At 62.1% G+C, this 22759-nt stretch carries 18 protein-coding genes; 10 read left to right on the top strand and 8 right to left on the bottom strand.

The window, feature by feature from the left end; all coding sequences use genetic code 11:
* Positions 1–471: 471 nt before the first annotated feature.
* Entirely contained in the window at positions 472–2742 is a 2271-nt protein-coding gene (katG, locus tag AC3ISG_RS09175) for a catalase/peroxidase HPI (RefSeq protein WP_489299060.1), read from the bottom strand.
* 259 nt (positions 2743–3001) lie between these two features.
* On the opposite strand from katG, the gene AC3ISG_RS09170 reads away from it, so the two are divergent.
* Complete coding sequence (locus AC3ISG_RS09170; protein WP_122534471.1) at positions 3002–3463, top strand: Hsp20 family protein; 462 nt, start codon at positions 3002–3004, stop codon at positions 3461–3463.
* 32 nt (positions 3464–3495) lie between these two features.
* Here AC3ISG_RS09170 and AC3ISG_RS09165 read toward each other — a convergent pair whose 3' ends face one another.
* From AC3ISG_RS09165 to AC3ISG_RS09155, 3 genes are read right to left on the bottom strand one after another with little or no spacing between them, the layout of a single operon-like run.
* Positions 3496–4350: an amidohydrolase family protein gene (locus tag AC3ISG_RS09165; protein WP_489299059.1), complete on the bottom strand. Its 855-nt coding sequence runs from the start codon at positions 4348–4350 to the stop codon at positions 3496–3498.
* Positions 4351–4405: 55 nt separating this feature from the next.
* Complete coding sequence (locus tag AC3ISG_RS09160) at positions 4406–5731, bottom strand: MFS transporter (protein WP_489299484.1); 1326 nt, start codon at positions 5729–5731, stop codon at positions 4406–4408.
* 56 nt (positions 5732–5787) lie between these two features.
* Positions 5788–6519, bottom strand: a complete 732-nt coding sequence (locus AC3ISG_RS09155) for a GntR family transcriptional regulator (protein ID WP_489299058.1) — start codon at positions 6517–6519, stop codon at positions 5788–5790.
* An 891-nt stretch (positions 6520–7410) separates the two neighbouring features.
* Here AC3ISG_RS09155 and AC3ISG_RS09150 point away from each other — a divergent pair.
* On the top strand, positions 7411–7845 hold the full coding sequence (locus AC3ISG_RS09150; protein ID WP_423573933.1) for a GNAT family N-acetyltransferase: 435 nt from the start codon (positions 7411–7413) through the stop codon (positions 7843–7845).
* Positions 7846–7862: 17 nt separating this feature from the next.
* Here AC3ISG_RS09150 and AC3ISG_RS09145 read toward each other — a convergent pair whose 3' ends face one another.
* Positions 7863–8750 (bottom strand): DMT family transporter, encoded by an 888-nt coding sequence (locus AC3ISG_RS09145; RefSeq protein ID WP_489299057.1) that lies wholly within the window; start codon positions 8748–8750, stop codon positions 7863–7865.
* Between the two features lie 532 nt (positions 8751–9282).
* On the opposite strand from AC3ISG_RS09145, the gene AC3ISG_RS09140 reads away from it, so the two are divergent.
* Both AC3ISG_RS09140 and yghU read left to right on the top strand, forming a co-directional pair.
* On the top strand, positions 9283–10995 hold the full coding sequence (locus tag AC3ISG_RS09140; RefSeq protein ID WP_489299056.1) for an amidase: 1713 nt from the start codon (positions 9283–9285) through the stop codon (positions 10993–10995).
* Positions 10996–11067: 72 nt separating this feature from the next.
* Positions 11068–11907, top strand: a complete 840-nt coding sequence (yghU, locus tag AC3ISG_RS09135; protein WP_489299055.1) for a glutathione-dependent disulfide-bond oxidoreductase — start codon at positions 11068–11070, stop codon at positions 11905–11907.
* A 156-nt stretch (positions 11908–12063) separates the two neighbouring features.
* Here the strand turns inward: yghU and AC3ISG_RS09130 are convergent, their stop codons facing one another.
* Positions 12064–12930, bottom strand: a complete 867-nt coding sequence (locus AC3ISG_RS09130) for an aldo/keto reductase family oxidoreductase (RefSeq protein WP_489299054.1) — start codon at positions 12928–12930, stop codon at positions 12064–12066.
* 100 nt (positions 12931–13030) lie between these two features.
* On the opposite strand from AC3ISG_RS09130, the gene AC3ISG_RS09125 reads away from it, so the two are divergent.
* Positions 13031–13930 carry a LysR family transcriptional regulator gene (locus AC3ISG_RS09125; RefSeq protein ID WP_489299053.1) on the top strand — a complete coding sequence of 300 codons (900 nt, stop codon included), beginning with the start codon at positions 13031–13033 and terminating at the stop codon, positions 13928–13930.
* A 177-nt stretch (positions 13931–14107) separates the two neighbouring features.
* Here AC3ISG_RS09125 and AC3ISG_RS09120 read toward each other — a convergent pair whose 3' ends face one another.
* Complete coding sequence (locus AC3ISG_RS09120) at positions 14108–14380, bottom strand: DUF2790 domain-containing protein (protein ID WP_489299052.1); 273 nt, start codon at positions 14378–14380, stop codon at positions 14108–14110.
* 516 nt (positions 14381–14896) lie between these two features.
* Between AC3ISG_RS09120 and AC3ISG_RS09115 the strand changes: the two genes are divergently transcribed.
* From AC3ISG_RS09115 to AC3ISG_RS09105, 3 genes are read left to right on the top strand one after another with little or no spacing between them, the layout of a single operon-like run.
* Positions 14897–15349, top strand: coding sequence for a (2Fe-2S)-binding protein (locus AC3ISG_RS09115; protein WP_074893339.1), 453 nt, complete (start codon positions 14897–14899; stop codon positions 15347–15349).
* 11 nt (positions 15350–15360) lie between these two features.
* A complete protein-coding gene (locus AC3ISG_RS09110; RefSeq protein WP_489299051.1) occupies positions 15361–17553 on the top strand; it encodes a xanthine dehydrogenase family protein molybdopterin-binding subunit in 2193 nt (730 codons plus the stop codon).
* A 10-nt stretch (positions 17554–17563) separates the two neighbouring features.
* Positions 17564–18781 carry a c-type cytochrome gene (locus AC3ISG_RS09105; protein WP_489299050.1) on the top strand — a complete coding sequence of 406 codons (1218 nt, stop codon included), beginning with the start codon at positions 17564–17566 and terminating at the stop codon, positions 18779–18781.
* A gap of 61 nt (positions 18782–18842) precedes the next feature.
* On the opposite strand, the gene AC3ISG_RS09100 is transcribed toward AC3ISG_RS09105, so the two are convergent.
* Positions 18843–19238: an ester cyclase gene (locus tag AC3ISG_RS09100; RefSeq protein ID WP_489299049.1), complete on the bottom strand. Its 396-nt coding sequence runs from the start codon at positions 19236–19238 to the stop codon at positions 18843–18845.
* A gap of 362 nt (positions 19239–19600) precedes the next feature.
* On the opposite strand from AC3ISG_RS09100, the gene AC3ISG_RS09095 reads away from it, so the two are divergent.
* The gene (locus AC3ISG_RS09095) at positions 19601–20026 is read left to right on the top strand and encodes an NUDIX hydrolase (protein WP_272634650.1); all 426 of its coding nucleotides are present in this window, start codon (positions 19601–19603) and stop codon (positions 20024–20026) included.
* A 225-nt stretch (positions 20027–20251) separates the two neighbouring features.
* On the top strand, positions 20252–22675 hold the full coding sequence (locus AC3ISG_RS09090; RefSeq protein WP_489299048.1) for a glucose/quinate/shikimate family membrane-bound PQQ-dependent dehydrogenase: 2424 nt from the start codon (positions 20252–20254) through the stop codon (positions 22673–22675).
* Positions 22676–22759 lie beyond the last annotated feature (84 nt).

Below are 22759 nucleotides of genomic sequence, written 5' to 3'. Positions count from 1 at the left end.
ACATCCAGTCACTTCTCGGGGACTGAAAGTCAGCCTTCGCGAGCAAGCTCGCCCCCACGGGACCGTGGGCTGCCTCGATGTTTCGGCCAGTTCGGAGGACCTGTGGGAGTGAGCTTGCTCACGAAGAGGCCGGGACATCCAGCCGCGTGCTCGGGGACTGAAAGTCAGCCTCCGCGAGCAAGCTCGCTCCCACGGGATCGTGGGCTGCCTCGATATTTCGGCCAGTTCGGAGGACCTGTGGGAGTGAGCTTGCTCACGAAGAGGCCGGGGCATTCAGCCACTTTCTCTGGCGGCTGAAAGTCAGCCTTCGCGAGCAAGCTCGCTCCCACGGGATCGTGGGCTGCCTCGATATTTCCGCCAGGTCTCTGGATTTTCGGGACCGGGTTGGTGGCAGCTAGCCCCTGCACAACAAAAACGCCTCCACAAGGGAGGCGTTGTCTATTGCAGCTTGAGGGCTAAGAGGCACGCGCCTCAGGCAAGATCAAAGCGGTCCAGCTCCATCACTTTGGTCCAGGCCGAAACGAAGTCCGCGACGAATTTCTCTTGCCCGTCCGCACTGGCGTAGACCTCCGCCACGGCCCGCAATTGGGCGTGTGAGCTGAACACCAGATCAACCCGGGTGCCGGTCCATTTGACGGCGCCGGTGTTGCGGTCGCGGGCTTCGAACAGCTGGTCGCCGCCCGACACCCCTTTCCATTCGACGCCCATGTCCAACAGGTTTTTGAAGAAGTCATTGCTCAGCGTGCCCGGCCTTTCGGTCAGGACGCCGTGCTGGCTGTGCCCGACATTGATATCCAGAACGCGCAAGCCGCCGATGAGAACGGTCATCTGCGGTGCCGTCAGGTTCAGCAACTGCGCCTTGTCGACCAGCAGCTTCTCTGCCGAGACGCGGTAATGGCCCTTGAGGTAATTGCGGAAACCATCAGCGATGGGTTCAAGGAAGCCGAACGACTCGACGTCGGTCTGCTCCTGAGAAGCATCCATACGGCCTGGAGTGAACGGCACAGTGACGTGATGACCGGCATTTTTCGCCGCCTGCTCGATACCCGCGCTGCCGCCGAGAACGATCAGATCAGCCAGCGAAATCTGCTTGCCGCCGGATTGGCCGCCGTTGAATTCATCGCGGACACGCTCCAGGGTTTGCAGCACGCCAGCCAGATTGGCCGGCTGGTTGACCGCCCAGTCTTTCTGCGGGGCCAGACGCAGACGGCCGCCATTGGCACCGCCGCGTTTGTCGGAACCACGGAAGGTGGACGCCGCCGCCCAGGCAGTGGAGACCAGTTGCGAAACCGACAGACCGGACGCAACGATTTTGTCTTTCAGCGCAGCAATGTCGTTGTCGTCCACCAGCGGGTGGTTGACCTCGGGGATCGGGTCCTGCCAGAGCAGTTCTTCAGCGGGCATTTCCGGGCCGAGGTAACGGGCCAGTGGCCCCATGTCCCGGTGGGTCAATTTGAACCAGGCGCGGGCGAAGGCATCGGCCAATTGATCAGGGTTTTCCAGGAAGCGTCGGGAGACCTGCTCGTAGGCCGGGTCCACGCGCAGCGCCAGATCGGACGTCAGCATCCGCGGTTCCTGGCGCTTGGCCGGGTCGTGGGCATGGGGGATTTTGCCCGCGCCCTCGCCATTCTTCGGCCTCCACTGATGGGCGCCGGCCGGGCTCTTGGTTAGCTCCCATTCGAAGCCAAACAGGTTTTCAAGGTACTCGTTGCTCCACTGGGTCGGGGTCGACGTCCAGGTCACTTCAAGACCACTGGTGATGGCATCGCCGGCCTTGCCGGAGCCATAAGTACTGCGCCAGCCCAGCCCTTGTGCCTCTAGGCCCGCCGCTTCCGGCTCAGGCCCGACGTTGTCAGCGGGACCGGCACCGTGGGTCTTGCCGAAAGCGTGGCCGCCGGCAATCAGGGCAACGGTTTCTTCATCGTTCATGGCCATGCGGCCGAACGTCTCGCGAATGTCCCGCGCCGAGGCCGCCGGGTCAGGCACGCCTTCCGGACCTTCGGGGTTTACATAGATCAACCCCATCTGCACGGCGGCCAACGGGTTTTCGAGATTGCGCTCGCCATTGGCAGTGCGAGTCTGTTCTTCGCTGTGGTGCTCGGGTTCGGCAACCAGCGTGCCCTCGCCGGGCTGTTGCATGTCCTTGTGCGCGCCGTAGCGGTCTTCACCGCCGAGCCAGGTGGTTTCGGCGCCCCAGTACACGGCCTCGTCCGGTTCCCAGACATCGGCGCGTCCACCAGAGAAGCCAAACGTTTTAAAGCCCATGGATTCCAGCGCGACGTTGCCGGTCAGAACGATCAGGTCAGCCCAGGAAATCTTGCTGCCGTACTTTTGCTTCACCGGCCAGATCAGGCGCCGAGCCTTGTCGAGGTTGACGTTGTCCGGCCAGCTGTTGAGCGGTGCAAAACGCTGCTGCCCGGCCCCTGCGCCGCCACGGCCGTCAGCAGTGCGGTAGGTCCCGGCGCTGTGCCAGGCCATGCGAATGAACAGCGGACCGTAGTGACCGAAATCGGCTGGCCACCATTCCTGGGATTGAGTCATCACTTCCAGCAGGTCGCGTTTGACGGCGGCAAAGTCGAGGCTTTTGAATTCTTTGGCGTAGTCGAAGCCCTCGCCCATCGGATCAGTCAACGGCGAGTGCTGGTGCAGGATTTTGAGGTTCAGCTGGTTCGGCCACCAGTCACGGTTCGTGGTTCCGCCCCCGGCTGCGTGGTTGATCGGGCATTTCGATTCGGTCGACATGGTCTACTCACCTTCTTGTTTACTTATGTGGCCGTCCACAAGACAGCCCAGGCTAGCACTCGCACAAGACTAGACGACTCAGGCCAGCCGTCTAATAGGCAAATGTTTGGGCGACGATAGAAGGGTTCTGTTAGCGGAGTATTTAACGGAGGTGCTTGTATTTTCTGGCGCTTGAGCCTAACTCTAAAAGCAGCATCGAGCGCAGAGCCGGCGTTGACCGGCGTCTTGATCACCGTGGCAATCTCCAGGAGATTCAGGCATGGCCACCACCGCTTCACTGGCCCCGCTGTTCCGGCAATCAGTGGGCTTTGATCGTTTCAACGATTTTTTTGAATCTGCCTTGCACAGCGAAATAAACGCCAGCGGCCCCCCTCACAATGTCGAACGATACGGCACTGACCATTACCGAATCGTGATCGCCACAGCCGGGCTTGCAGCCGCCGACCTTGAGCTAACCCTGGAAAGAAACGTGCTGACCGTTTGCGGGGGTGAAGCCCACACCGATGGCGGCGTGACGTACCTGCACCAGGGCATCGCCCATGGCCCGTTCCGGCTGGTCTTCCATCTGGCCGATCACATTGAGGTACAGGGCGCGACCTTCAAGAATGGTTTGCTGATCGTCTTCTTGCTGCGGGTCGAACCCCAGGGGTCCAAGGCGAGACGGATCAGCATTCAGAGTCCGGGGGACGATCCCGACCGGCCGCACATCAGCCGGCCTTGATCAACGGAGAGAAACGCGCGGCTTCAGCCGGATCAGGCCTCGGTCGGCGGGAAATCAAACAGCACCTGGGGTGCTTCGATCAGCAGGGAGCGCATCAGTTGCCCGCTGCAGCCCAGCGCCTGCAGCTGCTCGACCACCGAGCCGTAGCTGACACTGTGTTCATGCTGGGTGTGCGGCCAATCACTGCCCCAGACCAGCCGCTGCGGGCCGAACGTTTCCACCAGTAACGACAGCGCCTCACGGGCGAAATCAAGGTTTTCCCGAGCACTGCCTTCCAGACGGTAAATGCCCGAAACCTTCATCCACAGCTGTCCGCTCCGGCCCAGCTCCAACATCTGGAGAAAGCCGGGCTGGTCGAGGCCCAGCCGGGCGTCAGGCCGACCGAAGTGGTCGATCACGATTTTCACGCCGAACGGCATCAGACCGGCCAGCAGTGCCGGCATGTCAGCGACCTGGCGGTGCACTTCCACGTGCCAGTCAAGCGCCGCGATGTGGCCGAGAAACACCTGCCACTGCGGCTCGGAAAAGTCCGGCAGCGCCTTGCCCATAAGGTTCAAACGCACGCCGACGACGCCCAGCCGATCCATCTCCTCAAGGGCCGCCCGGCTGATGTCGCGCTCAACCACCACCACGCCCCGCAGCTGATCCGGCGCCTGCTCAAGGGCATCGAGCAAATAGCGGTTATCGGTCCCGAGGAAGCTCGGTTGCACCAGCACGCCATGAGTCAGGCCATGCCGATGAAGTTGATCCTGGTACATCGCCAGCGTGGCGTCGTAGTCCGGTGAATAGCGTCGTACCGAGGTCTGGTCCAGCTCCCTGCTGAAGATGTGTGCGTGACCGTCGATGCCAGGGATCGACGCGGGGGAGACGGAAAAGAGGTCGGACATGGATCTCATCTATCAAAAGGTGCGCGACGCAACAGGCGCCGCGCGGAAGGGGAAATCAGGCGCGGGCGGTTTCGCTGCGTGTGTCTGCGACGGCGCCGGCAGTAGGGCTGGCTTCCAGGCTGCGACCGCGGGTTTCCGGCAGGCACAATGCGGCAATCACGGCGACGCCATAGGCGATCCCGGCGTCGATGCCAATGGCGGAACCCAGCGACATCGATTCACTCATGTGGCCCACCAGAAACGGGAAGACCGAGGACAGCACGCGGCCGAAGTTGTAGCAGAAGCCCACCCCTGCCCCGCGCACGTCGGCCGGATACAGCTCGTTGAACAGCGCGCCGAGGCTGGCCGGAATGCCGGCGGCGAAGAAGCCCAGCGGGAAACCGAGGAACAGCATCTGTGTGTTGGTCAGCGGCAGGAACACGTAGCACTGCACGGTGATGACGCAGCACAGGGCGAACAGCACGATGTTCAGTCGGCGGCCGATGCGGTCGATCAGAAAGCCGCTGGCGATGCAGCCACACCAGAACGCGACGATGATCACCGCCAGGTAGCCGCCGGAGTTGAGCACAGACAGGTTGCGTTCGGTTTTCAGGAAGGTCGGCAGCCAAGTCATCACGGCGTGGTAGCCGCCGTGGGCACCCAGGCCGAGCAAGCCGCCGAGCAGCGTCACGCGGATCAGTTCCGGGCGGAAGATGCCGGCCAGTGATTTGAAAAAGCTCTGCGGGATGGCATTGGCTTTTTGCAGGCGCTGGAAGCTGTCCGGCTCCTCGACGTTGCGGCGCACCCAGATGATCAGCAGCGACGGCAGCAGCCCGACCAGAAACATCACCCGCCAGGCCATGTCCTGGGGCACGAAGGAATAGATCAAGGTAAACACGCCGACCGCCAGGCCCCAGCCCACCGCCCACGCGCTCTGCACGGTGCCCATGACCTTGCCACGGTATTTCGGGTTGATGGTTTCGGCCATCAGCACCGCGCCTGCCGCCCACTCGCCACCGATGCCGAAACCCTGCAGCGCCTTGACGATCAGCAGCGAGCTGAAGCCGGTGACGAACGCCGACAGGAAGGTGAAGAACGAGAACCAGAGGATCATCCATTGCAGCGTGCGCACTCGGCCGTAGCGGTCCGACAGCGTACCGCCCACCCAGCCGCCCAGGGCCGAGGTGATCAGCGTCACGCCACTGATCAGGCCGGCGTCGCCTTTGGTCAAGGCGAACGCGGCGATCAGCGCCGGAATCGCGAGACCAAACATCTGAACTTCGAGGGCGTCCAGCGACCACCCGCCGAAGCAGGCCCAGAAGGTTTTGCGCTCCCGAGGAGTGACTTGGCGATACCAGTTGAACATGTTTTTGTCCTTATGAAGTGACGCGACAGGTGGTATAGAGCCCGTTCTGAGTGACGGGCTTGGGTGCAGAATTCGGGCTTCTCAGGCGGGGTTCAGCGGATGTCGACGCTGTAGCGGAAGTGGCTGGCATGACCCCGCGAGCGGCGCCATTCCAGCGGCTCGCCGGCGTAATTGCGCGCAAGGCGCTCGATCACCACCACCGGGCTATTGACCGGCACTTGCAGCAGCCGAGCGTGGGTCTCGTTGATGGCTTCGGCGGTCAGGGTTTCTTCGGCGTAGGCCACGACCTGGCCGCATTGCTCTTCGTAGATCGGGTAGAGCAGCGGGCCCAGGCGGCTGAGGTCGATTTCCAGCAGGGTCTGAAACTGCACCTGGGGCAGCCAGATTTCTTCGGCGAGGACAGGCTGAGCGTCGAGCAGACGCAGGCGGATCAGGCGAATCACTGGCGCGTCCAACGGCAGACCAAGGGCGTGTGAAACGGCCGAGGGCGCGGTGACGGCTTCAATGGAGAGGATGCGACTTTCCGGTACTTGGCGTTCGCCGGAGACGCTTTGAAAGCGGAAGAAGCGGAACAGCGAGGACTGGAACTGCGGCCGGCGAATGAAGGTGCCGCGGCCCTGTTGGCGTTCGAGGATGTTTTCGTTGACCAGCATGTCAATGGCTTTGCGCACGGTGCCGGTGGACAGGCAGTACTCGCTGGACAGGGCCGCTTCGGTGGGAATGGCTTCGCCCGGCCGCCAGCGGTTGTTGGCGATCTGTTCGGCGAGCTGGTCGCGCAGGCGTTGGTAGAGCGGCAGGCGGACATCGCTGGAGAGTCGGTTCATGTAAGCGCTTCGCTGTTGTAGTTATGTAGTCATCTATATGAATCTGCGCTGAGTATTGTCCCGTTACAAATAGGCGTCAAGGGTGGGGATTGGGGTTGGCGGATGAATGGCGTTTGGGGGTTTTGGGCTTAAAGTTTTTCAGGGCAACGCGGAAACGGCAGAACTTGTGTCTGCCGTCAGGTTGCGGGGAGCGCGGTGGGTGTCAGGCCGGGATCAGGTCGGGGAGATTGTGGCGAGCGCACCGATCATGAGGGTCAGGGCGAGAAAGCCGAACAGGAAGATGGCGAGCTTGGCCATGGGATTCTCCTACGCAAGTGAGTAGTACTGAGGATTCGAGCCGGATGATGGGGACCGGTCGGGCTTGATCGGTCTGCCGGGAGTGAGGTGATTTTGGGGTTTGCATCTGTTTCAGTACAGATTCAGGTATGGCTTATAAATACGGTTCAGATGAGGGGTCGCAGACGTCAGAATCAAGAGCATCTGCCTAACGGCAGATCGTTTCGCCTTCGGCGAGTTACTTGGAAAAGCACCCCAAGTAACCAAGGGTGCTTGCTCCTGGTTGGGTTCCTCCTTCGTCGGAATACCCTCACTCCGCGTCGTCTGCGTTCGGCCTGCACCCAAGTCGCGTTTTGTGGTGTTTGAGCTTTTTGCGTAGGAAGATCAAAGGCAAAAGCTTCCCGGCTGAAGCCGGTCCTACTAAACACCGCGTGCTTTTAGTGGGACCGGCTTCAGCCGGGAAGAGGACGGCATGAGCGTCACAAGATGTCCGATCGTTCCCATGCTCCGCGTGGGAATGCATCCTGTGACGCTCCGCGTCACCTAGCGGCTGACATGACACCCCACCAATCGCGCTGCTACGCTCCCTGCCCTCTCTCCACATAGGCGCCCACCATGCCCACCATCCGCCCCATGACCCTGGACGATTACGACGCCATCACCCAACTCATGCGCGACACGCCGGGTATTTCCTTGCGTGACGCGGACTCCCGCGAGTCCACCGAGCGGTATCTGCTGCGCAACCCCGGACTGAGTTTTGTGGCGGAGGACGGTTCACTTATCTGCGGCTGTGTGATGTCGGGCCATGATGGCCGGCGCGGGTATCTGCAGCATTTGCTGGTGCTGCCTGAGTATCGGCGGCAGGGAATCGGGCAGGCGCTGGTCGAGCGCTGTCTGGTCAGTCTGGAGGCGGAAGGCATTCACAAATGCCATATCGACGTACTCAAGACCAACCCGGCCGCAGCAACCTATTGGGCGAATCAGGGCTGGCAGTTGCGGGTCGATATCCACCGCTTTTCCTTCACCCGTCCCGGCAATGAAAACGCCTGAAGCCCAGATATCCCTGCTCACGTTTGGCTGACAGGCGCCACGGGTTGGCGTCTGGCGTAAACCATCAGGCCGCTGAGGAAGATAAGCCCGATGCCGAACATCGACGCTGTCCCCGGGTAGTTGCCGAACAGCAGGATTCCGTAAGCGACCGCGAAGATGATCTGCAGATAGCCCAATGGCGCAAGCACGGACGAGGACGCGTAGCGATAAGACTTGGCCATCAGAAAGTGCGCGCACAAACCCAGACCGCCCAGCACCAGCAACAAGCCCAACTGCAGCCAATCGGGATCGGCCCAGTAGAACGGCACGATGGCGCTGAGAATCAGCGTGCAGAACACGCCCACGTAAAAGCTGCACACCGAGGGGCTGTCGGTCTCCCCCGCCAGTTGCGTCAGCAGTTGATACAGCGCGAAGAACAGCGCGGTCGCCAGGGGAAACAGCATCCACAGTGAGAAGGCATCGCTGGCCGGGTTGATGATCACCAGCACGCCGATGAAGCCCAGCACCACCGACAGCCACTGCCAGCGATCGGCCTTGATGCCGAACATCAGAGGCGACAGGATCGTGACGAATGCCGGGGCAAGGAAAACCAGCGCCGTAGACTCGGCAATCGGCACGTGGGTCAGGCCGAACAGGAACGAGAGGCTGTCGGCGAGCAGGACCACCGCGCGCAGCAAATGCAGCCAAGGCCGCCGGGTATGGAAGACTTTCGCGCCGCCATTGCGCAGCAGCGCGGTGGTCACCAGTGTCGAGTGGACGAGGTAGCGGGCCCACGCGACGAAGATCACCGGCAGGGAATAGATCAGCGTCTTGGAAATCGCATCATGACTGGCGAACATCAGCGCCACGCCCGCCATCAACCACATGCCGATGACTTGCCGGTGCGCGCCGTGATGGGGAGTCATTGCAAAACCTGCCACAGAAAAAATGATGCGCAGGAGTTAACCACAGAAGTCGTGCCAAGCGGCCAGCGCACTTTCCTGCGGCCAATAAAAAACCCGCCTGAGCGGGTTCTTTTCTATCAACACCATTCCAACATCCTGTCAGTAGCCGTCCCGGCAAATGGTGGATCATCCATGACCTGCGAAGCACATCCAGCGCCTCGGTTGATGGATCCAAGGTTGCGCTTGTGGCGCTTCGCTGTACAGGGCGACATTGCCCGACGACGTGTAAGCCTTTCGCCATAGCGCGTGTCCGACGACCGTCGCACGTCCCTGCGTGGCCAGGGTCATTAGCCCCAGCGCACGCCTCGCGACAAACACATGACGTAGGCATAATGTGCGTCACACGAATACGCCTGCCGACCTGAGCCGCGTTGCCCACCCACGCCTCAGTCGGCTAAAAACCAGTCCGGCCCTGCCGCGCAACGGGAAGCGATATGCCAACTCTTGTTCACACGCCCTGCTCTCTACTCACCGGCTTACGGTCGTCGCAGTCATGATCGAAGTCACCGAAGTCTCTATCGCGCAATTGCGCGCAGCCCTGAAAACGGGCCAGACCACTGCCGTCGAACTGGTTCAAGCGTATCTCGCCCGAATCGATGCCTATGACGGCGCGGACACCGCCACCGCCCTCAACGCCGTGGTCGTGCGCAATCCCCAGACCCTGGAAGAAGCGCAGGCATCCGATGACCGTCGTGCGCGTGGCGAAACCCTCGGCCCCCTCGACGGCATTCCTTACACCGCCAAAGACAGCTACCTGGTCAAAGGCCTTACGGCCGCGTCGGGCAGCCCGGCGTTTGCCGAACTGGTCGCCCATCGCGACGCCTTCACCATCGAGCGACTGCGTGGCGCCGGCGCGGTCTGTCTGGGCAAGACCAACATGCCGCCGATGGCCAATGGCGGCATGCAGCGCGGCGTGTACGGCCGCGCCGAAAGCCCCTACAACGCAGATTTTCTGACAGCGCCTTTTGCCTCCGGATCGTCCAACGGCGCCGGCACTGCAACGGCGGCGAGTTTCGCGGCGTTCGGCCTGGCTGAAGAAACCTGGTCGAGCGGCCGCGGCCCTGCGTCGAACAACGGTCTGTGCGCCTACACGCCGTCGCGCGGGGTGATTTCGGTGCGCGGCAACTGGCCGCTGACGCCGACCATGGACGTCGTCGTGCCCTTCGCCAGGACCATGGGCGACCTGCTTGAAGTGCTGGACGTGGTGGTCGCCGAAGACCCCGACACCCGCGGCGACCTGTGGCGCTTGCAGCCGTGGGTGCCGATTCCCTCGGTCGATTCGGTGCGCCCGGCGTCCTACGCCGAGCTCGCCGCCAGCCCGCAAACACTGGCGGGCAAACGCTTTGGCGTGCCGCGCATGTACATCAATGCCGACCCTGAAGCGGGTACGTCCGAAGCGCCCGGCATTGGCGGCCCTACCGGCCAGCGCATCATCACCCGCGCGTCGGTGATCGACCTGTGGGAACAGGCGCGCCGGGCACTCGAAGCCCAGGGCGCTGAAGTCATCGAGGTGGATTTCCCGCTGGTGTCCAACTGCGAGGGCGATCGCCCCGGTGCGCCGACGGTGTACAACCGCGGCATCGTCTCCAAAGAGTTTCTGCACCACGAACTGTGGGACCTGACTGCCTGGGCCTTCGATGATTTCCTGCAGGCCAACGGCGACCCGAAACTGAACCGCCTGGCCGAGGTCAACGGCCCGCTGATCTTCCCCCACGACCCCGGCACCCTGCCCAACCGCGAGGGCGATCTCGCCGCCGGCATGGACGAATACGTGAAGATGGCCCAGCGCGGCATCACGCCGTGGGACCGGATCGACACACTGGCCGACGGCCTGCGCGGGCTGGAACATACGCGCCGCACTGACCTCGAAGACTGGATGCAGCAGCTTGGGCTGGATGCGGTGCTGTTCCCGACCGTGGCCGACGTGGCCCCGGCCGATGCCGATGTCAACCCGGTCTCGGCGGACATTGCCTGGAGTAACGGCGTCTGGGTGGCTAACGGCAACCTCGCGATCCGCCACCTTGGCGTGCCCACCGTCACTGTGCCAATGGGCGTGATGGCCGACATTGGCATGCCCGTCGGCCTGACCTTCGCCGGCCGGGCGTACGACGATTCCGCCCTGCTGCGTTTCGCTTCAGCGTTCGAAGCCATCGGCAGCCGGCGCCAGATTCCGCCGCGCACGCCGCCGTTGTCTTCTGCTCGATAAACAGTGTTAAAGGGTCGAGGTCAGCGCGCCTCGATTCTTCCCGCTAAAACTGACCCTCAGGAGAAGTGTTCAATGAGCAAGGCACCTTACGTCCCGCCTACCGTGTGGAAGCACGAAGCGCCCTCCGGCGGCCAGTTCGCCAGCATCAACCGCCCGACGGCCGGGCCGACCCACGAAAAGGTCCTGCCGGTCGGCAAGCATCCGCTGCAGCTCTATTCGCTGGCCACGCCCAACGGCGTCAAGGTGACAATTCTGCTTGAGGAGCTGCTTGCCCTCGGCCACAGCGGCGCCGAATACGACGCCTGGCTGATTCGTATTGGCGAGGGGGATCAGTTCGGCAGCGGCTTCGTCGACATCAACCCCAATTCCAAGATTCCGGCGCTGCTGGACTGCAGCGTTGAACCGGGCATTCGCGTGTTCGAGTCCGGCTCGATCCTGCTGTACCTGGCGGAGAAGTTTGGCGAGTTGCTGCCCAAGGACCTGGCCGGCCGCACCGAAACCCTGAACTGGCTGTTCTGGCAGATGGGCGCTGCGCCCTATCTCGGCGGCGGCTTCGGGCACTTTTATGTGTACGCACCGGAAAAGTTCGAATACGCGATCGACCGCTTCACCATGGAAGCCAAGCGTCAGCTGGACGTGCTGAATCGGCGCCTGAGCGAAAGCGCCTATCTGGCCGGCGACAGCTACACGATTGCGGACATCGCTGTGTGGTCGTGGTACGGGCAAGTGGTGCGCAACACCGTATACGGCGCCGCCGAATTCCTCGCCGCCCACGAATACACCCACGTGCAACGCTGGGCCGAAACCATTGCACAACGGCCGGCGGTCATTCGCGGCATGCGCGTCAACCGCACCTGGGGCGATGAAGCCACGCAAGTGCCGGAACGGCATGATGCGTCCGACCTGGATTGATACGCTGCTAATCCCTGTAGGACCGGCTTTAGCCGGGAAGGCGTCGGTCGTCACACTTCAAGATTGATGGCGTTCACACTGGCCTCTTCCCGGCTAAAGCCGGTCCCACTGACAGCATGCATTCCTCCTATAGGACCGGCCTCAGCCGGGAAGGCGTCAGTCGCCCTGCTGTTCCAGTTCGGCGAGCATGTCTTGCGGGATTACCAGCTCGGCGGCGGTGAGGTTTTCGTGCAAGTGCGCCACCGACGAGGTGCCCGGGATCAGCAGCAGGTTGGGCGCACGCTGCAGCAGCCACGCCAGCGCGACGCACATCGGCGAAGTTTCAAGGCGCTTGGCGACATCTGACAGGGTCTGCGACTGCAACGGCGTAAATCCACCCAATGGAAAGAACGGCACGTAAGCGATTCCCTGTTTGCCAAGCTCGGCGATCAGCGGCTCGTCATCCCGGTGCGCCAGGTTGTAATGGTTCTGCACGCAGACCACCTGGGCAATGCGCTGCGCCTCGGTGACCTGTTTTGCACTGACGTTGCTCAGGCCCAGATGCTGAATCAGCCCCTGACGCTGCAACTCGGCCAGCGCGCTGAACGGTTCGGCAATCGATGCTTCATCCGGTGAATGCCCGGTGCCCCACGCCCTGAAGTTCACCACGTGCAACGCATCCACGCCGAGATTGCGCAGATTGTCGTGCACCGCGCTCACCAACTCCGCCGGGCTGTTGGCGGCATTCCATGAAGCGTCGGAGCCTCGGGAGGCGCCGACCTTGGTGACAATCAACAGCTCGTTGGCATACGGGTACAGGGCTTCGCGGATCAGCCGGTTGGTGACGTGAGGGCCATAGAAGTCGGCCGTATCAATGTGGTTAACCCCGGAAGCGACCGCTTCGCGCAACACGGCAATCGCGGCCCCGTGATCTTTCGGCGGTCCGTATACGCCCGGTCCCGCCAGCTGCATGGCGCCGTAGCCGATACGGTTGACGGTGCGACCGCCGAATGAAAACTGTCCTGCCTTGCTGGCCTGGCTCATGGGTGACGCCTCGTGATCAAGTGTGTGCAGCGACTATAGGCGTTGACCGATGCGCTGATAATCAGGTGCAATCGGCACGGGTTGTACGAGTGAGCGGACAATGGCGACAGACATTCAGGATTTGCTGGCCTTCGTGGCCGTGGTCAACGCAGGCGGCTTTCGTGAAGGGGCGCGGTTGAGTGGGAAGTCAGCATCCAGCCTCAGCGACGCCGTTCGACGCATGGAGTCGCGCCTGGGCGTGCGCCTGCTCAACCGCACCACCCGCAGCGTCGTGCCGACGGAAGCCGGCGCGCGGCTGATGGAACGGATTGTCCCGGCCCTTGGGGAAGTCGAATCGGCACTGGACGTGGTCAATGATTTCCGCGACCGCCCTTCCGGCACGCTCAGGCTCAACGTACCGGTCAGCGCAGCCCGCTTGATATTGCCAGGGATCATCACGCCGTTCCTGCAAGCGCACCCGGACATCCGCATGGAAGTGATCACAGAGGAAAGCTTCGTCGACATGCTCGCCGCCGGCTGCGACGCTGGCATCCGCTACGACGACCGCCTGGAGCAGGACATGATCGCCGTGCCCATCGGCCCGCGCGTTCAGCGTTTCGCGACCGCCGCCTCGCCGGCTTACCTCGACGCCCGGGGCCGGCCCGAGCATCCGCGGGATCTCCTCAATCACAGTTGCCTGCGTGGCAAATTCCCCAGCGGGTCGGTACCGCTGTGGGAGTACGAGTGCGACGGCGAAAACCTTCGTGTCGACCCGACCGGCCCATTGACCGTTCGGATTGGTGGCGCAGTCGATCTTGCCGTGCAGACTGCCATCGACGGCCTGGGCATCGTCTCGTTGTTCGAAGACTGGTTGCGGCCCCATCTGGACAGCGGCGCGCTGGAGCCGGTGCTCGAAATATGGTGGCCAAGTTTCAGCGGACCATTCCTGTATTACCCAGGACGGCGCTATGTGCCATCACCGTTGAGAGCCTTCCTGGACTTCATCCAGCGGCAGGCATGATGCTTATCCACGCCAAAGCATAGATGATTCATTTACATAAATCGGCCGCCAGCGCTAGTTCATGCCGACACAACCAGCGAGATGTTCCAGCTAAATATTCAGGCAAAAAAAAACGCTGCATTCAATGCAGCGTTTCTTTTATAGCGTTTGTAGTTGAAGCCGCCAGGGCACTGGCGATCAACCATTTTGACGGCCGTAGCCCATGATGGTGTAGTCGAGGGTGTGGGTCACGCCGGCATGGTCAACATAAACCATGGTGGATTGCACCGGACCATCAACTTTCTGCGGGTCTTGGGCATTTTTGATGCTGATCACTTCAGCGACGTCGATACCTTTGTGACGGTTGTATTGTTCAACCTGGGTCGAGTGCTGTTGGTTTGTGACCGGGAGTTCGCCGGCAGCGGCAAATACACTGACGAGGGACAGAGCAGCGAAGGCTAATACTTTCATGGTCGTTCTCCAGAAGTTCATTAAGTAGTAAGGGAGCAAAGCGCTTGTCGTTTGCTTCTGGGGCCATTCTGTTCGTGATCGGCGCAGATGATAAATACTTAAAATCGATAAAGCCCATCACCGTCATCGATGCCCGAATTGATTACATCAATTCTCGTAATAGACTGTTGTACCTCCTGTTAACCCACAACTTTTCGCGCATCTACCCAACCAAGGGTAAACACCCTTTTTGGTGCGGCATATCGAGGGACTGCACTTTCACGGAGCGCGTCATGTTGTCGCGGGACATTAACTGTCCCCGAGAAATATTTTCAGTGCAATCAAACAATTCCAATGACGAACGTACTACCATTCGTCCCGCTGGCTCGTTCCGAACCGCAAGATGGCCGAGCAGACCTCTATAAAGCGCTGGCCACTGGCACGGCGCTAATTTTTAAAACAAACCGAAGCCTTGATGCCGCCTCACGACCTGATCGTGGCGCAGTGCGTCAACCGTGATGACCGTCTGAGGTTGCAATGCAGAAATTGATGATTAACGGCCAGGAGCACGACCTGGATGTCGCCGACGACATGCCATTGTTGTGGGTCCTGCGTGACGTGATGGGCCTGACCGGCACCAAATACGGTTGCGGCATTGCCCAGTGCGGCGTGTGCACCGTGCACCTGGATGGCCAGGCCGTGCGTTCATGCGTGCTGCCGGTCAGCGCCGTGGCGGGCCGCAAGGTCACCACCATCGAAGCGGTCGGCGAGCAGGCCGTGGGTCAGGCGGTACAGAAAGCCTGGCTGGACCATGAAGTCGTGCAATGCGGCTACTGCCAGTCGGGGCAGATCATGTCCGCCGTCGCGCTGCTGCAGGAACACCCCAAAGCCAACGACGAGCAGATCGTCAACGCCATGTCGGGCAACCTCTGCCGCTGCGCCACTTACACCCGCATTCGCGCCGCCATCAAAAGCGTCAGCCAGGCCTGAAGGAAGTCATCATGTCCGAATCACAATCATCTGCCGCGATGCTCTCGCGTCGTGGATTGCTCAAAGGCAGTGCGCTGCTGGGCGGGCTGGTCATCGGCACCTACCTGCCGGCGTCAGTCACCCGAAGCTTCGCCGCCGACCTGGTAAAAGGCGCGAGCCTGGGCGACAACGCCGAACAAGGCTATGGCGCGTTTGTGCGCATTGACCACAGCGGCGCCGTTACGCTGATTTCGCCGAAGATCGAAATGGGCCAGGGCGTGCAGACCGGCATTGCCATGATGGTCGCCGAAGAGCTCGAAGTGCCGTTGAGCCAGATCACCATCACCGAAGCGCCGCCCAATGCAGCGCTGTACACCGATGCGTTGCTGAGCTTCCAGGCCACCGGCGGCTCGACCTCCACTCGCTACAGCTGGGAGCCCCTGCGCAAGGCCGGCGCCGGCGCGCGCATTGTGCTGATCCAGGCCGCGGCCATGCGCTGGAAAGTCGCGCCGAGCCAGTGCCACGCCGAGAACGGCCGGGTCATCGGCCCGAACGGTCAAAGTGCCGATTACGGCGAGCTGGTCGACGCCGCCGCGAAGCTGCCACTGCCGACCGAGATCCCGCTCAAAGCCGTCAGCGAATTCAAGCTGCTGGGCAAACCGGTCCAGCGCCTGGACACCCCGAACAAGGTCAACGGCACCGCGAAATTCACCATCGACCTGCAAGTGCCGGGGATGCTGATTGCCTCCACCCTCACCTGCCCGGTTCACGGCGGCAAACTGCGCGGCGTGAAGAACGAAGACGCTGCACGCAAGGTCCCCGGCGTGCGCGATATCGTGCGGCTCGACAACGCGGTGGCGGTGACGGCGAGCAATTTCTGGTCCTGCCAGCAAGCCCTTAAAGCACTGGACATCGACTGGGACCTCGGCCCCCATGCTGGCCTGGATTCAGCGCAGCTGGACAAATCGCTGTTCGACGCGAGCGCCGGCGACGGCGTGTTCGCACACCAATCCGGTGACATCGCCGGCGCACTGAAAAACGCTTCCAGCCGCTTCGAAGCCATCTACGAACAACCTTTCCTGTCCCACTCCCCACTGGAGCCGATGACCTGCGTCGCCCATGTGCGCGCCGACGCGTGCGAGTTGTGGGTCGGCTGCCAGGCGCCGGGGATGGCCCAGGCGGGCGCTGCCAAAGTCTGCGGCATGCCGGTGGAAAAAGTGGTGATCCACAACCAATTGATCGGCGGCGGTTTCGGCCGTCGCCTGGAGTCCGACTTCATCTTCCAGGCCGTGGATATCGCGCGCCAGTTGAGCTACCCGATCAAGCTGATCTGGAGCCGCGAAGAGGACATGACCCACGACCGTTATCGTCCGCATTACGTCGACCGCCTCAATGCGGCGCTGGACAAAGACCTGCGTCCGGTGGGCTGGGAGCATCGCATCGCCGGTGCCTCGGTGGTCGCGGCCTACATCGGCGCATTGCCGGCGGACGGCGTCGATGGCGATGCCGTCGAAGTGGCGAAGGACCCGATCTACACCCTGCCCAACCTGCAGGTGCGCTACATCCGTCACGACCCGGAAGTGATTCCAGTCTCGTGGTGGCGTGGCGTCGGGCCGCTACGCAGCACCTACGCCATCGAGTGCTTCATCGACGAGCTGGCGCACAACGCCAAGGTCGATCCGGTGAAATACCGCCTGGCGCTGATGCAGTCGCAACCCCGCGCTCAGGCAGTGCTGACCAAGGCCGCGCAACTGGTGGAGTGGGACAAGCCGCTGCCCGCGGGTTCAGGCCGTGGCGTGGCGGTGACGGCGGTGTTCGGCAGCTTTGTCGCGACCATCGTCGAGCTGGAGAAGCAAGGCGAAAAAGGCCTGCGCATCAAACGGCTGGTAACGGTCATCGACTGCGGCTTTGCCACCAACCCGACCTCTGTGGCGTCGCAGATGGAAGGCGGCACGCTGTTCGGTCTGTCGGCCGCGTTATTCAATGAAATCCTCATCGAGAAGGGTCAAGTGCAGCAGACCAACTTCCACGAGTACCGGCAGATCCGCATGAGCGACGCGCCGCCGGTGGAGGTGCACATCGTCGACAGCGTCGAGACCCCTGGCGGTGTCGGCGAAACCGGTGCCGTGCCCGCCGCCGCCGCTCTGGTCAATGCGGTGTTCGCTGCGACCGGTGTACGCGAGCGTCGTCTGCCGTTGAGCCGCTTTGGCTATTTCACTGTTTAAGGAGCGCGTCATGAACGTTTTCAACACTGCGCTCGGACTTGTGGCCGGTTTGCTGGCCAGCACCGTTTACGCGAGCGACACCCCGGCGATGAGCAAGGGCGAATACCTGACCCGCGCCGCTGATTGCGTGGCCTGCCACGTCGTGCCGGGCGGCAAGCCGTACGCCGGCGGGCTGGAATTCAAGTTGCCGTTCGGCAGCCTGTATTCGCCCAACATCACCCCGGACAAAGAAACCGGCATCGGCAACTGGACCGACGACGAATTCGTCGACGCCCTGCAAAAAGGCGTGGGCAAGGACGGCAAGCATTACTACCCGGCCTTCCCTTACACCTCGTACACGCTGATGTCCCGCGAAGACATCCTGGCGATCAAGGGCTACCTGTTCAGCCTTGAGCCGGTGAAGCAGATGCCGCCCGAAAACAAGATTTCGTTCCCGTTCAATCAGCGCTGGGGAATGATGTTCTGGAACGCGATTTTCGCCGGCAACGAACGCTTCGTCCCGGACAGCAAGCAATCGGCTGAATGGAACCGCGGTGCGTATCTGGTGCAGGGCCCAGGCCATTGCGGCGAATGCCACACCCCACGCAACATCTTCCAGGCGATGAGCTCAGGCAATTCTCTGGCGGGTGCCGAACTGGGCAACTGGATGGCCTACAACATCAGCTCCGACGCCAAATACGGCATCGGCGCCTGGCCGGAAGACGCCATCGTCAGCTATCTGTCGAAGGGCTACGCGGCCGGTTTCGGCGGCGCGGGCGGGCCGATGGGAGACGCCGTCGAGCACAGCCTGCAGTACCTCGAACCGGCTGACCTGAAAGCCATCGCGGTGTACCTCAAGAGCACCCCGGCCAGAAGCGAAGGCATCCCCCGCCCGAGCATGGCGGTGAACGATGCCGCGCTGCAGAAAGGGCTCGGCCAGAAGCTGTTCAACGACACCTGCGTGGCTTGTCACCAGATCGACGGCAGTGGCCGGCAATCACCGGCAGGCGGGTTGGCCGGCTTGAAAACCGTCAACGACCCCAAAGGCCGGAACGTGATGGCGACGTTGCTGGAAGGTCACACGCCCACTGCGGCACGGGTCGACCAGCGCATGCCTGCTTTTGCCCGCAGTTACAGCGACGCTGAGCTGGCTGCCGTGAGCACCTTCGTGCTGCGTCGGTTCGGTCAGAGTGACGGCGAGATCAAGGCCGAAGACGTCGCTAAAAATCGCGCCAGCGCGTTGCATTGATGGGACGGTAGCGCTGCTGATTTTTGTCTGAATCGGCAGTACTGCCAGGCCATTCGGCGGCTCAGGGGTTGGATACCTGCGCCGCCACCGCCGCCTTGTCGATCACCGACTCGACGTTGACGATACGCCGCGCCTCAAACGTGTAGAACACGTTCTCCGTAAACCTTACCCTCCTCCCGTTCACCGGCACATCGAACAGCTCGCCCACCGGCGTGCACTCGAACGTCAGCCTTGCGGCAATGTGCGGTGGTTCTGCGATTAGCAGATCGATGACAAAACGCAGGTCGGGAATGGCGCGGAAATCCCGTTCCAGCATTTCCCGGTAGCCGGCCAGACCGACAGGCTCGCCGTTGTAATGCACGTCCTCGCCGACGAAGTCTCCCAAGGCAGACCAGTCCTGGCGATTTAGGCAGGCGATGTAGCCGGTGTAGGCGTCTTTGAGTGTCTGGTTCTTCATGGTGTCTCCCGGAGTGGGTGGTTCGCATGAATGCTAATGCCACTGAATCCACGCGATGCTGTTAGTGGGACCGGCTTTAGCCGGGAAAAGGCCGGCGTGAACACCCTCAATTTTGCAGTGTGACAACTGACGCCTTCCCGGCTGAAGCCGGTCCTACAAGATGAGCGCGCTTTCGTAGGACTGGCTTTAGCCGGGAAGAGGCCGGCGTGAACACCCTCAATTTTGCAGTGTGCCGACTGACGCCTTCCCGGCTGAAGCCGGTCCCCCCAGGTTTACTGCGGTGGGTCAGTCCCCTTGGCTGCAGGCGATGCCTCAGCCAGTCGGTGCTAAGTTATCCGCACTGACTCCATCAAGGCGCAATCATGTCCATCCACCCTCCTTTCTCCGGCGCGAAAGTCGCGATTCTGTGCAACGGAACATTGCTCACTTACCAGCGCGATGACAAGCCGGAGATCCCGTGGCCGAATCTGTGGGACCTGCCCGGCGGCGGCCGTGAGGGTAACGAGACGCCAGAAGAGTGCGCCGTGCGGGAGACGCTGGAAGAGTTCGGCATCATTCTCGACCCCGCGTCCTTCATCTACAAACGGGTTTATCCCGGTCAGGGCGTCGGCGGGCTCGACACCTGGTTCTTCGTCGCTGAAGTGGCTGAAGGCCTGTTCGATCAGGTGGTATTCGGCGATGAAGGCCAGCGCTGGCGGGTGATGACAGTGGACGGGTTTCTTGCAATGGACAACGCCGTGGACCGCCTGCAACACCGCTTGCGGCAGTTTATGACTCAACCGGAATGAGGCATCAGCGCTCAGCAAGCGGGCGCAAGAAACGCCGCAGTGCGAGACAAATTGACGCAGGGTGTCCTTTTTTTGCTATCGTCGCCGAAATTAACTAACCGGTTAACTAAGCAGGTGATCGTGCCGTGCGCTTGCCCACACCGCAACGACGATGCGTTAAACCTTTGCTCTCACCTCACTTGATCGGTCCGCCTCGACCCATCATCGCGTCAGCAGGAATGCCTCATGAACCACTCACAACCTTCGGCAGCCGTCAGCCGCTGGCCCATTCGGGTCGTCGCGCTGGGCGTGCTGGTTTTCGGATTACTCTTCGCAGCGGGCGGCGGCTACCTCGTCACGCTGGGCGGCAGCGTGTATTTCCTGCTGGCCGGACTTGGCCTGATTCTCTCCGCCGTTCAGCTGTTCCGTCGGCGCATGTCGGGCGCCTGGCTGTTTGCAGCGGTGATGCTGCTCACGCTGATCTGGGCGCTGGTGGATGCCGGGCTGGTGTTCTGGCCGCTGGTTTCCCGGCTGTTTGCCCTCGGCGTGCTGAGCCTGCTGGTCGCGCTGATCTACCCTTCCCTGCGCAGGGCCAATGGCCTCGCGGCCGGTCGCGGCGGTTACCTCGTTGGCGGCGTGCTGGCGGTGGCGATGGTCGCCGGGTTCTGGGGGATGTTTCAGCCACACGCCTCGGTGTCGCCCACGGGCGATGGCCCGGCGCTGACCATGGTCGATCCTGCCCACGCGCAGAAAGACTGGGCCCATTACGGCAACGATGAAGGCGGCAGCCGCTTTGCCGCCCTGGACCAGATCAACCGGGACAACGTCAACAAGCTGGTGCCGGCCTGGACTTACCACACCGGCGATGTCGCCATCAGCGACGGCAATGGCGCCGAAGACCAGATGACGCCACTGCAGGTCGGCGACAAGGTGTTCATCTGCACGCCCCACAACAACGTCATCGCGCTGGATGCCGACACCGGCAAGCAACTGTGGAAAAACGAAATCAACGCCAAGTCCGCCGTATGGCAACGCTGCCGCGGGCTGGCCTACTTCGACGCCAGCGCTTACGTTGTGCCACCCACCGACGGCAGCACGCCTGCGGCGTCGGTCGCAGTACCCGCCGGCGCCAACTGCCAGCGTCGTTTGCTGACCAATACTATCGACGCGCGCCTGATTGCCGTGGACGCCGACACCGGCGAGTTCTGCCAGGGCTTCGGCAACAATGGCCAGGTCGATCTTAAAGCCGGTCTGGGCAACGTGCCCGATTCCTACTATCAACTGTCATCGGCGCCGCTGATGGCCGGGACCACCGTGGTCGTCGGCGGTCGCGTGGCCGACAACGTCCAGGCCGACATGCCGGGCGGCGTGATCCGTGGCTTTGACGCGGTCACGGGGCAGATGCGCTGGGCGTTCGATCCGGGCAATCCCGAAGACAAGCAGGCGCCTGGCGCTGACAAAACCTATGTGCGCAGCACGCCGAACAGTTGGGCGCCGATGTCCTACGACCCGGCGATGAACACGCTGTTCCTGCCGATGGGCAGTTCGTCCACGGACATTTATGGCGTGAAGCGCAGCGAGCTCGATCACACCTACGGCGCCTCGGTGCTGGCATTGAACGCCACCACCGGCGTGCAAAAGTGGGTGTATCAGACGGTCCATAACGACCTCTGGGATTTCGACCTGCCGATGCAGCCGAGCCTGATCGACTTCGCCAAACCTGATGGCAGCAAGGTGCCGGCGCTGGTCATCGGCACCAAGGCCGGACAGATTTTCGTCCTCGATCGCCACACCGGCCAGCCACTGACCGAGGTCCAGGAAGTCCCGGTCAAGGCGTCTAACATTCCCAACGAACCCTACTCGCCGACCCAGCCGAAATCCGTCGGCATGCCGCAGATCGGCGCGCAGACACTGACCGAATCGGACATGTGGGGCGCCACGCCGTTCGACCAGCTGCTGTGCCGGATCTCGTTCAAGAAGATGCGTTACGACGGCCTGTTCACCGCGCCGGGCACCGACATTTCCCTGAGTTTCCCGGGCTCGCTGGGCGGGATGAACTGGGGCAGCCTGTCGACCGATCCGGTCCACGGTTTCATCTTCGTCAATGACATGCGCCTGGGTCTGTGGATTCAAATGGTGCCGCAGCTGAAGGACGCTATCGCGGCGTCCGGCGGTGAAGCGCTGAACACCGGCATGGGCGCCGTGCCGCTGAAAGGCACGCCGTACGCCGTCAACAAGAACCGCTTCCTGTCGGTGGCGGGTATTCCGTGCCAGGCACCGCCGTTTGGCACCTTGACGGCGATCGACATGAAAACCCAGAAGATTGCCTGGCAAGTACCGGTAGGCACCGTGCAGGACACTGGCCCGATGGGCATCAAAATGCACCTCCCGCTGCCGATCGGCATGCCGACGCTCGGGGGCACGCTGTCGACCCAGGGCGGTCTGGTGTTCATCGCTGGCACTCAGGATTACTACCTGCGCGCGTTCAATAGCGCCAATGGCGAAGAGGCCTGGAAGGCCCGTTTGCCCGTGGGCAGTCAGGGCGGCCCGATGACGTACGTTTCACCGAAGACCGGCAAGCAGTACATCGTCATCACCGCCGGCGGCGCTCGCCAGTCGGCGGATCGCGGTGATTATGTGATTGCCTACGCATTGCCTGACGGCAAGTAGCCGCCGCATAAAAAAACCGCCGCTGCCTTGATGAGGGGCGCGGCGGTTTTTTATTGCAACAGAGGAAAGATCAGGCCGGATTCA

It is taken from the genome of Pseudomonas sp. GL_135 (assembly GCF_057834665.1).
Note: the sequence above shows the minus strand (reverse complement) of the source record. Positions and strands in the feature narration are given on the sequence as shown.